This is a genomic window from Burkholderia sp. BCC1644 (assembly GCF_902833225.1).
Classification (GTDB): domain Bacteria; phylum Pseudomonadota; class Gammaproteobacteria; order Burkholderiales; family Burkholderiaceae; genus Burkholderia.
Genome location: NZ_CADFEI010000001.1, coordinates 703,358 through 715,888, shown reverse-complemented (window position 1 = coordinate 715,888; position 12,531 = coordinate 703,358). Strand labels below are relative to the sequence as shown.

The 12,531-nt window shown below is 68.7% G+C and carries 11 protein-coding genes; 5 read left to right on the top strand and 6 right to left on the bottom strand.

All coding sequences use genetic code 11. The annotated features are described in order from the left end of the window. Positions 1-81 precede the first annotated feature (81 nt). Positions 82-1,062, top strand: a complete 981-nt coding sequence (locus tag HWX87_RS03185; protein WP_176045630.1) for an aldo/keto reductase — start codon at positions 82-84, stop codon at positions 1,060-1,062. A gap of 31 nt (positions 1,063-1,093) precedes the next feature. Here the strand turns inward: HWX87_RS03185 and HWX87_RS03180 are convergent, their stop codons facing one another. The 5 genes from HWX87_RS03180 to HWX87_RS03160 all read right to left on the bottom strand — a co-directional run bounded on the left by HWX87_RS03180 (position 1,094) and on the right by HWX87_RS03160 (position 7,341). Further along, positions 1,094-1,960: a CPBP family intramembrane glutamic endopeptidase gene (locus HWX87_RS03180; RefSeq protein ID WP_176045628.1), complete on the bottom strand. Its 867-nt coding sequence runs from the start codon at positions 1,958-1,960 to the stop codon at positions 1,094-1,096. Between the two features lie 104 nt (positions 1,961-2,064). Continuing rightward, complete coding sequence (locus HWX87_RS03175) at positions 2,065-2,721, bottom strand: VC0807 family protein (protein ID WP_176045626.1); 657 nt, start codon at positions 2,719-2,721, stop codon at positions 2,065-2,067. Between the two features lie 142 nt (positions 2,722-2,863). Beyond that, positions 2,864-4,795 carry a HAMP domain-containing sensor histidine kinase gene (locus HWX87_RS03170; protein WP_176045625.1) on the bottom strand — a complete coding sequence of 644 codons (1,932 nt, stop codon included), beginning with the start codon at positions 4,793-4,795 and terminating at the stop codon, positions 2,864-2,866. 390 nt (positions 4,796-5,185) lie between these two features. After that, positions 5,186-6,253: a 2,3-butanediol dehydrogenase gene (locus HWX87_RS03165; RefSeq protein ID WP_176045743.1), complete on the bottom strand. Its 1,068-nt coding sequence runs from the start codon at positions 6,251-6,253 to the stop codon at positions 5,186-5,188. Positions 6,254-6,600: 347 nt separating this feature from the next. After that, positions 6,601-7,341 carry a GNAT family N-acetyltransferase gene (locus HWX87_RS03160; RefSeq protein WP_176045624.1) on the bottom strand — a complete coding sequence of 247 codons (741 nt, stop codon included), beginning with the start codon at positions 7,339-7,341 and terminating at the stop codon, positions 6,601-6,603. Positions 7,342-7,553: 212 nt separating this feature from the next. Here HWX87_RS03160 and HWX87_RS03155 point away from each other — a divergent pair, with 212 nt between their 5' ends. Both HWX87_RS03155 and HWX87_RS03150 read left to right on the top strand, forming a co-directional pair. Then, positions 7,554-8,765 carry an MFS transporter gene (locus HWX87_RS03155; protein WP_176045623.1) on the top strand — a complete coding sequence of 404 codons (1,212 nt, stop codon included), beginning with the start codon at positions 7,554-7,556 and terminating at the stop codon, positions 8,763-8,765. A 41-nt stretch (positions 8,766-8,806) separates the two neighbouring features. Further along, positions 8,807-9,289 carry a DUF3331 domain-containing protein gene (locus HWX87_RS03150; RefSeq protein WP_176045622.1) on the top strand — a complete coding sequence of 161 codons (483 nt, stop codon included), beginning with the start codon at positions 8,807-8,809 and terminating at the stop codon, positions 9,287-9,289. Positions 9,290-9,317: 28 nt separating this feature from the next. Here HWX87_RS03150 and HWX87_RS03145 read toward each other — a convergent pair whose 3' ends face one another. Then, complete coding sequence (locus HWX87_RS03145; RefSeq protein ID WP_244137585.1) at positions 9,318-10,520, bottom strand: GNAT family N-acetyltransferase; 1,203 nt, start codon at positions 10,518-10,520, stop codon at positions 9,318-9,320. A gap of 188 nt (positions 10,521-10,708) precedes the next feature. Between HWX87_RS03145 and HWX87_RS03140 the strand changes: the two genes are divergently transcribed. Beyond that, positions 10,709-12,187 (top strand): PLP-dependent aminotransferase family protein, encoded by a 1,479-nt coding sequence (locus tag HWX87_RS03140; protein WP_176045620.1) that lies wholly within the window; start codon positions 10,709-10,711, stop codon positions 12,185-12,187. A 4-nt stretch (positions 12,188-12,191) separates the two neighbouring features. Continuing rightward, positions 12,192-12,368 (top strand): hypothetical protein, encoded by a 177-nt coding sequence (locus tag HWX87_RS03135; protein ID WP_176045061.1) that lies wholly within the window; start codon positions 12,192-12,194, stop codon positions 12,366-12,368. The last annotated feature ends 163 nt before the right edge of the window (positions 12,369-12,531 follow it).

Below are 12,531 nucleotides of genomic sequence, written 5' to 3'. Positions count from 1 at the left end.
CGGTGCGGGATACCATGCGACGTCCGGCGGATGCGCGACGCGCATGTGGCCGCAATCCCAACTTGAGTGGCGAGGCGTGCAATGGAATACGTGAAATTCGGGTCGACCGGGCTGGACGTGTCGAAGCTGGTGCTGGGCTGCATGACGTTCGGCGAGCCGTTGCGCGGCACGCATCCGTGGACGCTGCCGGAAGCGGAAAGCCGCCCGATCATCCAGCGGGCGGTCGAAGCCGGCATCAACTTCTTCGATACCGCGAACATGTATTCGGATGGCACGTCGGAGGAGATCGTCGGCCGCGCGCTGCGCGATTTCACGAAGCGCGACGACGTCGTGATCGCGACCAAGGTGTTCTACCGGATGCGGCCGGGCCCGAACGGCGCGGGCCTGTCGCGCAAGGCGATCATGACCGACATCGACCAGAGCCTGAAGCGGCTCGGTACCGACTACGTCGACCTCTACCAGATCCACCGCTGGGACTACGGCACGCCGATCGAGGAGACGCTCGAGGCGCTGCACGACGTCGTGAAGGCCGGCAAGGCGCGCTATATCGGCGCGTCGTCGATGTTCGCGTGGCAGTTCGCGAAGGCGTTGCACATTTCAAAACAGAACGGCTGGACCCGCTTCGTCAGCATGCAGAACCACCTGAACCTGCTGTATCGGGAAGAAGAGCGCGAAATGCTGCCGCTTTGCGAAGACGAAGGCATCGCGGTGATTCCGTGGAGCCCGCTCGCACGCGGCCGCCTGACGCGCAGCTGGGACGAATCGTCGGAACGGCAGCAGAAGGACGACGTCGGCCAGCGGCTGTACGACGCAACGGTCGATGCGGACAAGGCGGTCGTCGAGGCGGTTGCGGCGATCGCCGCCGCGCGCAACGTGCCGCGGGCGCAGGTTGCGCTGGCGTGGGTGGCCCGGAAGCACGGTGTGACCGCGCCGATCGTCGGCATCTCGAAGCCGCAGCAACTGGACGATGCGCTCGGCGCGCTCGCGCTGACGCTGACCGACGACGAAATCGCGACGCTCGAACGCCCGTACGTGCCGCACGCGATTGCCGGGTTCAACTGAGCGGCATCGCAGGCGCCGCCGCGCACCGCGTTCAGCGTGCGGCGGCGAGCATCGGGTAGGTGAACAGGCCGAAGTGGACGACGTTCAGCCCGGCATGCGCGAGCGCGGACGCGAGCAATCCGCCGCGCCGCCACGCGAGCCCGTAGCCGGCGCCGGCCACCGTGCCCAGCACGATCCATAACCAGCCGCCGGCCGCGTGCGCGGCGCCGAACAGCACCGCGCCGGTCGCGAGCGCGACCCACGGGCCCCATGAGAATGCGCGGAGCGCGCGCGTCAGCCCGCCCTGGACGTAGCCGCGGAACAGCGCTTCCTCGGCAAGCGTCACGAGCAACAGGTTGTTCACGAGCCACAGCCAGCCCGACGCGGGCCACTTGGGCGCCCAGCCGACCATTCCGGACGCGAGCGCGCCAGCCAGGCACGCGGCGGCCGTCGCGACGGCCGCTACCGCACCGGTGCGCAGCGCGCGCGACAGCGCGACTTCGGGGGCGACCCACGGCAATGCCCACAGCAGCCACAGGCCGACCAGCGGCTTGTCGAGATTCAGGTACATCGTGAACGGCACGGCGTCCGGCGTGAAGCGCGTCGGGCCGATTACGAGCGGATTGTGGAATCCGGGGATCAAATGCAGGCTCAGCGCGACCGCAAGCGCGGCAAACACGGCGTGCGCGGCGATCCGCACCGCGAGCGGGCGCGCGGGCAACACGCCCCATGCGGCCGCGGCCAGCAGCGCGAGCGGCGCCAGTGCGACTGCCCCGAGCTTGCCGAACGCCAGCGCGACGGCATAGCCGAACACGGCGAGGATGATGCTCAGGCCGTGCAGCGGGCGATGCCACGCGAATGCGGCGGCCGCGAACAGGGCGAGCCAGATCGTGGCGCACGGAAGGAGCGAAAGGGACATGATGGGCAAGGCTTGGGTCGGACGAGACGCCGCGCATCATACAGCAGCCACCGTGGCTGCCGCCGGGCCGTCGATGAACGGGGGGGCGGGCAGCCGGCCGGGCGTCAGCGGCCGGCGGTTTCGGTGACGCCGTTGCGGCCCGGGATGTCGACGCTATTGCGCACGCGCATCCGCCGCCGGTACCAGAAGGTCCACGCCAGCAGACAGCCGAACACGGTGTAGCCGACGATCGGCGACACGACGAGCACGCGTTCGACCGGCCAGGTCATCACCATCCAGCAGCGCAGCAGCATTTCCAGCGTCATGAAGCCGCCCCACACGAACGTCATCCGCCGCAGCATCTGCCGCAACCCCGGCTGCGCGGCCCAGACCGCTTCGAAGTGCGCCGCGCCGCCGTCCATCTCGCGGGCCACGGTCGCGCGAGCGAGATAGAAGATCAACGGGCGTTCGCGGAACAGCGACAGCAGGAACACGACGCCGATCGTGCCCGATGCGAGCGATTCGCGCATCAGCAGCGTGCGCGGGCTGCCGCCGAGCGCCATCCCGATGATCGACAGCGCGATGCCGAGCAGCACGATGGCCGCCACCGCGTCGACGCGGCGCGAGCGAACGAATTCGACGATCGACCAGATGATCGGCGGCACCGCCGACGCGTACAGCGCGCCGGTTTCGCCGAAATGCGGTTGCGCGACCCGGTAGGCCACCCACGGCAGCACGAGGTTGACGAAGAGTTCGAGGATCAGTCCGGCTCGCGGTTTCACGGTGCGCAATTCCACGCAGGCTGGGGCGAATGCTCGAAGGACGTGGTGGCCTCCGGTTGCCCCGAAAAGGGTTCGGTCCAGTATATCGAAGAATCGCGCGCGGCTGCGGCGTCGCAATCGCCGTTTGCCGCGACCGGTTTCGTCACGCGTTGGCGGCCGCCGGCAGCGTGATCGTGACCGTGGTGCCTTGCAACACGGCGCTCCGCACCTCGATCTTCCCGCCGTGCCGCTCGACGACCGCCTTGACGAACGCCATGCCGAGCCCGACGCCGCTGGTTTCCGGTTGTCCGGCGGTGCGGAAGCGCCGGTAGCGCTCGAACAGCCGCGTCTGGTCCGCGCTGCTGATCCCGCATCCGCTGTCGCGAATCGTGCAGCGTATTGCGTTGCCGTCGGCGCTCGGCTCGACCCGGCACTCGACGCTCGTCAGCGACGCGCTGTACTTGATCGCGTTGTCCAGCAGGTTGATCAGCGCACGCGACAGCAGGGCCGGGTCGCCCAGCACGATCGTGTCGTCGCGTCGCGGCACGTCGTCGATCGACATGTGCTTCCGGTGCGCGAGCGGCCACACCGCGTCGCGGGCCTCGTTCATCAGGTCGGCGAGATTGACCGGCACGTGCTCGTATTCGCTGGCCTCCGCACGCGACAGCTGCGCGAAACCGTCGGCCATCGCCAGCGTGTGCCGCGCGAGCCTGGCGATTCTCGCGAACGGCCGCTTCGTCCCGGCATCGTTCGCCTGGTGTTCCTGCGCGTCGATCAGGATGATCAGCGACGTCAGCGGTGCGCGCATGTCGTGCGAGAACAGCGTCAGCATGTCGTTGCGCTGGCGCTCGAGCATGTCGCGGCGGACGTACGCGTTGCGCAATGTCTCCAGCGCGTCATGGATGCGTGCGATCTCGGGCCCGATGCCGCGCGGCATCGCGACGTGCGCCGTATCGCCGTCGCTGAGCGCAATGATCCGGCGGCCGAGCACGTCGAGCGGCTTCGACAGCAGCCGCTGCGTGCCGCGCGCGAGCGAGATCAGGATCGCGACGCTGAGCGCGGTCGCGAACGCCGATATCGCGACCTTGACCCGGGCCGTGTTGCGGTCCGAAATGGCGTGATGCCGGGCAACGTCGATGACGCGGTCGCGCAGCAGTTCGCACGGCCGGAAATACGGGACGATCGTCCTCGAAAAATCGGCGGCACTCATCGAGTAGGCGCCGGTCTGGCCGTTCGCGACGATCGTGTCGACGAGCGGGAGCAGGTGCGTGTCGAACGCCGCGTTGAGCTGCGCGTACTCGCGGGCCACGTCGGCGTCGTCGAGCTGCGCGCCGATTGCACCGTCGATCAGGGCGCGCAATTGCTCGATGCGTCCGCGCATCAGCATGATGTCCGCGAACTGCGCGCGGTCGAGCGCCTGCCGCTTGAACATCGGCGCAATGAGCAGCGAGCCCGTGCGGCCCGCGTATTCCCGGAGATCGCTCAGGAGCCGTGCCAGCAGGATCGCCCCCGACGTGTGCGGGTCGCGCATCGCCGTATCGGTCATCGCGCCGTCGATCAGCAGCGACACGGTGTCGACGACGCGGAACAGGCGCGCCTGCGCGTGCTGGATGGCGTGAACGGTGCGTGACGCGAGCGGCTTGGCGTCGAGCGCATCGACTTCCGCGCGCGCATCGGCAAGCGTGATCCGGATGGCATCGAGCGCGTGCAGCAGGTTGCTGCGCTCGCGGTTGTCGAGCGCGGTTGCCTGCCCGATGCCGGCGCGAAAGCGCGCGAGCGCCTGGTCCGAACGGTCGCGGGCGGCGCGCAGGTTGAGCACTTCGGTCGCGTCGTCATCCCGCAGGCGCACCAGCAGGTCGTTCGTCGGGCCGCGCTCGGCCGAGAGCATGTTGGCGGCGACCATCGCGCCGTGGATGAATTCGAAGCTTTGCAGGTCGGCGTTTTCCTGCCGGTATTGCCGGAAACTTCCCCAGATGATCGTGCTGCACAGCACGGCCAGCAGCGTGGTGACGAGCGCGAAGCCGATATGGGTCTTCTGCTGGATCGTCAGCGTTCGAACGTTGTTCGCGTGATCCCGATGGAACGAGAGGGCCATGACACACCATGTTTGCAAGCTATCCCGGGTAGGCCCGTATTCTCGGCCTGTCGGCGCCGTTGCACCGTGAGGTTCAACAGGTTTCCCGCCGTCACGCGGCGGCACCGATCGCGGCCGGGAACCCGGATCGCGCGATGCACAGGATCGCCTTGCGTCACGGTCCTGTCGACATCGGACGAAACGTGCTCGGTCGGGAGAAACCCTGATCACGTGTCAGGCGGGTAATGTGTCCTGCCCAATTGTTTGGATTGCGAAAGTTCTTTAACGGCGTGTCAGGGGGAGGTGGGATGTGGTTCGGTTCGGTTGACGGCGGGGAGAAAGCAGGAGGCGGCAATCGGTTGCGTCGCCCGGACATCGGGCGACGCTCAGCAGTGAAAGGCGATACGCGCGCTATCGGGAAACGGCAGGCTGAACGATGATCTTCACGTTCCGGTCCTTGTGGTTGACCAGTTCCTCGAACCCGTGCGCGACGATGTCGCCGAGCGCGATGCGTCCGGTGATGAGCGGCTGCACGTCGATACGGCCGTCCGCGATGAAGCGGATCACGTCCGCGAATTCGCCGTTGTAGGCGAGCGAGCCGATCACTTCCTTCTCGGTCGACACGATGTCGAAGAAGTTGAACGGTGTCGGCTCCTCGAAGATGCCGACCATCACCGACTTGCCGGCCTTGCGGATCACGTCGATCGCGAGCTTCGCGGTGGCCGTGTGCCCGATGCACTCGAACGACACGTCGGCGCCGTAACCGCCCGTCAGCGCCTTGACTTCCGCGATCGCGTCGGCCGTCTTCGGATCGATAACGACGCTCGCGCCGACTTCCAGCGCCTTCCGCTTGCGCGCGGCCGACATCTCCAGCGCGATCACGCGCCCGGCGCCCGCGGCCTTTGCACACATGATCGTGCACAGGCCGATCGTGCCCGCGCCGACCACGACGACGGTCTGCCCGACGATGTTGCCGGCCTTCTTCACCGCATGCAGCCCGACCGCGAGCGGCTCGATCAGCGCGCCGGCCTCGGTCGGGAAGTTGTCGGGCAGCTTGTACAGCAACTCGGCCGGCACGTTGACGAATTCGGCGAACGCGCCGTTGTTCATCAGCCCGGTGAACGCGAGGTTCTCGCAGATGTTGTACAGCCCGTGCCTGCAATACCAGCAGGTACCGCAGTGCTGGCACGCATCGGCCGTCACGCGGTCGCCGACCGCGAAGCCGGATACGCCCGCGCCGAGTTCGGCGATCTCGCCGCTGAATTCATGGCCGAGGATGCACTGGCCCTTCAGGCCCGTCAGCGGATGCGGCGCATCGACCGGGATGAACACGGGCCCCGCGACGTATTCGTGCAGATCGGAGCCGCAGATGCCGCACCAGTGCACGCGAATCGTGACCCAGCCTGCCGGCGGGCGCTCCGGAACGGGAACTTCTTCGACGCGGATGTCATGGCGGCCGCGCCAGACGGCGGCTTTCATGCTGCGGGCGGTGATCGGTGCCGGTGTACTCACGTTGCTGTCTCCGTCAGGGTGTCGTCGGGCGGGTGGCAGGGCTGCCGGGGCGCCCGTCGCGCGATTGCGCGCTCGACCGGTATGCAGGAACGGGGCCAGCGTGAATCGGTGCCGGTTACGGTGACTGGGTGGACGTAGACGTGTGCGGCGCAGCATGCTTCCTTGCGCCGACCGGTTGTGATTTTGCGAGCGAGGCGCGTGGAATTTGCTGCGCGTGCGAAACGGTGGTCGAGTGAGACGCCGGGACATTCGTCTCAACGCAATGAGACGAATCGCGAGACGAATGGCAGCGCGTGGCGCGATTCGATGCGTGCTCAGGCGACGACTTCGTCCACCGTGACCGGCGCGAGCGGCGTGAAGCCGACGGCACGGTACAGCGGCTGACCGGCCTCGGTCGACACGAGCCACACGCGCTGCGCGCCACGTTGCCGTGCGTGCGCGACGATGGCGGCCAGCAGTTGCATCGCGAGGCCGCGGCGCCGGTATGCGTCCGCCGTCCCGACGCGGTCGACGACGATATCGCGCGGCGACGCGAAGCCGTAGCGCGCGGTGGCGGCGATCCGTCCGTCGAAGCGGTGCGCGAACAGGAATGTGGCCGGATTCGGCTGGAACGGCGGGAAGGCGTCGCTGGCGTTGAACGCGTCGATGTCGGTCGGCGTGTGGCAGGCAAGCGCGTGCGCGAGCGCGTCGTCGCCGGACAACACGTCGATATCGGCGGCCATGAAGGTTTCGTCCGACAGCCTGCGCGTCCTGCCGTGCAGCGCGGGCGGCAGCGGCACGGCGCCGTAGCGCGTGATCCACGCGCCGACCGCAAACGGGCCGGCGCCGGGAGCGGGCGCGCCCTCGATCACGAAATGCTCGAAAGGCCGGCCCATGCCGCCGTCGAACTGCACGACCTGGCCGTCCGGGCTGTCGTGCAGCGGTGCATCGCGACGGTCGCGCGCGGCGCAGTACCCGGCGATGAAGACGTGCACGGCAGCCTTGCGGCGGGGGAACGCCGACCAGGCTTCGGCGAGCGGGAACAGGGCGGCAGGAGCGGGGGAAGCGGTCGGCATGCGTCGGTGCACCACGTCGTCGGGGCGAAGCCGACAGCATAGATCAGGATGCCGCAGCTGTCGTGCGGACCGATTGCCTCGATCGCCGAAACGCATCGTTGTGCACGTTACCCCTTTACTTGAAGTGAACTTCAATTTGTATCATGTGCGCGAGTCCGATTGCGGCCGCGTGAGACATCCCGTTGCACGTGGCCGCTTCAACGGAGGTGCAGATGACCGAATCGCCTGTCGCGGCCGATGCCGCCACGCTGCCGTCGCGCAGTTACCGGGCCGCCGTCGCGAACGTCGTGCTGGCGAGCATCGTATCGGCGTTGCACGTCGGCAAGGCGACGATCGCGTTGCCGTCGCTGCAGCACGAGTTCGGCGGCTCGCTCGCGTCGTTGAGCGGGATCATGTCGGTGTTTCCGTTCGTCGGCGTGTTCGGCGGGATCGCCGCCGGCCTGCTGGTGCGGCGCTGGGGCGACCGGCTGTTGCTGATGACGGGCCTCGTCATCCTCGGGCTGTCGAGCGTCGCCGGCGCGTGGGCGGGCAGCTTCGCACTGCTGCTGGCCACGCGTTTTGCCGAAGGGCTCGGTTTCGTGATCGTGGTCGTCGCCGCGCCGGCCGTGCTGAATCGCGTGACGCCGCCCGAGCGGCGCAATTTCGCGTTCGGCCTGTGGAGCACGTTCATGCCGGCCGGCATGGCGCTGTCGATGCTCGTCGGGCCGCTGCTCGGCGGCTGGCGCAACGGCTGGCTCGCCGCCGCGGCGCTGACGCTCGTCGCGGCGGCCGCGGTACCCGTGACGACGTCGGCCGACGTCCCGTCGCGGCACGCCGCGGCGACACGCATCGGGCCGGCGCTGCGCGACGTGCTCGCGTCGCGTTCGACCACGCTGCTGGCGCTGGGCTTCGCGACCTACAACGTGCAGTTCTTTGCGGTGATGACGTTCCTGCCGGTGTTCCTGATGCAGCGCCTCGGTGTCGCGGTCGGCGCGGCGGGGCTGATCAGCGCGGCGATCGTCGCTGCGTGTGTGATCGGCAACCTGACGGCCGGCTGGCTGCTGTCGCGCGGCGCGCGGCCGGGCGTCGTGATGGCCGCGACGTCGATTGCGATCGGCGCGGCCGGCGCAGGGCTGTTCAGTGCGGCGACGCCCGCGCCGCTCGCGGTCGCGCTGGGGTTTGCATTCTCGGCGATGGCAGGAATGCTGCCCGCGACGATTCTCGCGTGCGCGCCGGGCTCTGCGCCTTCGCCGTCGCTGGCGCCGCTCAGCATCGGCTGGGTCGTGCAGGGCAACTATCTCGGCCAGGTGATCGGGCCGCTGACGATCGGCGCGATCGTCGGTGCGTTCGGCTGGTCGGGCGGCATCGGGCTGATGCTCACGGCCGCCGTGGCCGGTGCGGCGATCGGCCTGTTGCTGCTGCGCGAACCGATGGGCCGGCGCTGAGTGCGCCGGTGCCGTTCAATCTGCATGGAAACTCGTCAAGCATGCTCAACACCATGGAAAGCCCGTTCTGCGAAGAAGACGTGTCGTGCGATGCGCCTGCCGGTGGCGAGCACGAAGAGCGGCCGCCGCAAGATGGTGTTGTCGCGCATCCGCTCGTGACGATCGGCCGTGCAGCGATCCCGGAGCACGCTGCGGCAGCGGTTTCGCCGTTGCGTCGGCAACTGTTCGTCACGGTGCTGGAGGCCGGTGACGACGGGCTGCTGATTCGATGGGTCGAGAGCGGCCGGTGCCATTACGGCGAGCAACGCTGGCGCTTGCGCGTCGCGCTGCAGCCGGGCCGCTGTGCGCTGTCGGGGCGGCCGATCGAGCCGGGCGAGCCGGTGTTCCGGCCGGTGCGGCGGCCCGTGCCGGCCAATGGCGACGAGATGATCTGCCCGGCGGCGGTGCCGGGTGCGGCCGACGCGATGCGGGAGGCGGCGCCGGAGCACGACGACGCGCACGATCCGGCCGACGTGTTCGACTGAACGGAACGCCGGCCGGCCGCGGATCGGCTTACTTCTTCAGATCGTGCCGGTACTGGATGAACCCCGCGTTGTTCGCGAGCTTGTCGTACAGCGCGCGTGCGGTCGTGTTGGTCTCGTGCGTGAGCCAGTACACGCGGCTCGCGCCGGCGTCGCGCGCGCGTTCGTACACGGCTTCGATCAGCGCGCCGCCTGCGCCTTGCCCGCGAGCGTCGGGCGCCGTGTACAGGTCCTGCAGGTAGCAGTACGGCCCTTCGGTCCAGCACGAGCGGTGGTAGATCGAATGCACGATCCCGACCAGCGCGCCCGACGCGTCGAATGCGCCCAGCACGAACATCGGTTCGGCCGGATCCATCAGGCGCGCCCACGTCGTCGCGAACACCGTGTCGCTCAGTGCGGTGTTGTAGAACTTCTGATAGCCCTGCCACAGCGGGCGCCATGCGGCTTCGTCGGCGGCGACGAGCGGGCGCACCGTGACGCGCGTGGCGTCGTTCGCGCGGGCCGCCGCGTCGCGCGCGCCGGCCTGCGCGTGGCGGATCGCGGTGAGCGACTGGCGCTGATTGCCCTGCGCGTCGAAGTTCTCCGGCGCGAGCCACGCGTCGAACGCAGTGCGCACGTCCGGCCACTCGCCGTCGATGATCGAGAACCACGCGGTGTCGCGATTGCGGCCGCGGTAGATGATCGCCTGCCGGAACGTACCTTCGTAACGGAAGCCCAGCCGCGCGGCCGCCTTGCGCGACGGTTCGTTGAGGTCGTCGCACTTCCATTCGTAGCGCCGGTAGCCGAGCGTGTCGAACGCGTACTTCATCAGCAGGTACTGCGCTTCGGTCGAGATCGGCGTGCGCTTGAGCAGCGGCGAGAACGTGACGGAGCCGACTTCGATCACGCCGTTGGCCGGATCGATGCGCATCAGCGCGAGCGTGCCGACCGCGCGGCCGGTGGCGCGATCGATCACCGTGTAGTGCAGCGGGTCAGGGCTTGCCTGCGCGGTGCGTGCGTAGTCGCGGTAGCTCGATTCGTCGGCGTACGGGCCGTGTGCGAGATAGGTCCAGTCGCTGCCGTCGGGCGCTTGCGAGTAGGCCGCGAACAGGTCGGCCGCATGGCGGTCGGCGTCGAGCGGTTCGAGCCGGCAGTAGCGGCCTTCGATCGCGATGCGCTCCGGGCGCGGGCGCGTGGACCAGTCGGGAACGGGGTGGCCGATGGATTGCTGGAAGGCGTTGGTGAGCATGGACAAGGTCGATCTCGCTTCGGTTGGCGGCCGGCGACATGCCGGCATGCAGACGATCGTAGTCCTCGCGAGGTACCATGAGAAGCGCCAGAGATTGGCAAATTTATGGTGCCACGATTGGGACACGATCGGGCCACGATCGGGTGCCATCATCTGGATCCCACGTTCCGACACTTTCACGCCGCGATGTTCCGATGACGACTGCCTTTCCTTCCGGCGACGCGCCGTTGCTGCCGCTCGACGCCCCGCTGACGCGCGCGCCGGGCGCGCCTTCGCTGCAGCGCCAGTTGCTGCGCCGCGTGCGCGACGCGATTCTTGGCGGCGCGATGCCGGCCGGCACGCGGCTGCCCGGTACGCGCGCGCTGGCCGAGACGCTCGGCGTGTCGCGCAACACGACGGCTGCCGTCTACGAGCAGCTCGTCGCCGAAGGCTTCCTGCAGTCCGACCGTCGCGGCACGCGTGTGGTCGGGCTGTCGCGGCCGGCGCCGCCGCGCCGGCGAGCGGCGCCGCCGGCCGTCGCGCAGCGGCTCGGCCGGATTCGCCCGAGCCTCGTCGGCACCGGCGAGTCGGAGGGCTTCCGGCCGGGCGTGCCCGCGCTGTCGCATTTCCCGGTGGACGCATGGCGGCACGCGATCGACCGCGCGCTGCGCCGCGCCGGCCGCGATCTGCTGGCGTACGGCGATCCGCTCGGCGAGCGAGCGCTGCGCGAATCGATCGCGCGCCACCTGGCCGTGACACGCGGCGTACGCTGCGATCCCGAGCAGATCGTGATCACGGAAGGCGCGCAGGGCGCGATTGCGCTGTGCGCGCAACTGCTGACGAACCCGGGCGATACGGTGTGGGTCGAGGAGCCCGGCTATCGCGGCGCACGCACGGCGATGCAGGCGGCCGATCTCGAGGTCGTGCCGATGCCGGTCGACGCGGAGGGGCTGCACGCGGAAGAGGACGACTGGCGTGATCGGACGCCGCGCCTCGTCTATACGACGCCGTCGAACCAGTTCCCGACCGGCGCCGTGCTGTCGATTTCGCGCCGGCTCGCGCTGATCGACGCGGCGCGCCGGCATCGCGCGTGGATCATCGAGGACGATTACGACAGCGAATTCCGTCACACCGGCGAGCCGATCGGCGCGATGCACGGGCTCGCGCCCGATTCGCCGGTCGTCTATCTCGGTTCGTTCAGCAAGACGATGTTTCCGGCGCTGCGGATCGGTTTTCTCGTGCTGCCCGAGGCGTTGCTGGCCGCCGTGCGGCCGGTGCTGCCGGAGATGCTGCGCGGCGGGACGCGTCATGTGCAGCTCGCGCTGGCCGATTTCATCGAGACGGGCGAGTACGGCCGGCATCTCGGGCGGATGCGCCGGCTGTATCGCGACCGGCGGCGCTTGCTGCTCGCCGCGCTCGACAGCAGCCTGCGCGTGCCGCACCAGGTCGAGGGCGGGCCGTGCGGGCTGCATCTCGCGTTGCGGATGCCGGCGCGTTATCGCGATCGTGCGATCGTCGAGGCGGCGCGCGCGTACGGCATCGGACCGTTTCCGCTGTCGGGTTTTTCGATCGATGCGGCGCGGGCGGGCAACGGGCTCGTGCTCGGTTTCGGCAATACGTCGGCCGACGCGTTCGAGCCGATGTTGCGGATGTTGTCGGCGATTGCGGAGCGGGTGGACGCGAGTAACGCGTGACGGTATGGTTCCGCCATTCCCGTGCGTGAGCACCGACTGGTCGTTCAAGCGCGGCAATATCGTGTACCGGGTGTCGGACAGCGCCGCATGCACGGACGGCAAGCCGCCGCGCGGCGCTTACGGGATGGTCTCGGTGACGATCAGCAAGGAATTCGCGGCGCGCTGCCGGTGCGTCAAGTAACCGGTGCTTCAAAAGCGGTGAATGGCTGTGCCGACCTGGCGTATTAAATATGTTAAAAGACAGGGTGATGGCACAAAATCGGCGATTCTGGCTTCGCTGTCCGAATCTGAATCGCGGTCCTTTCGATCGTCAAAAATGCTCGATGGCGCTTGTCACGATGAGT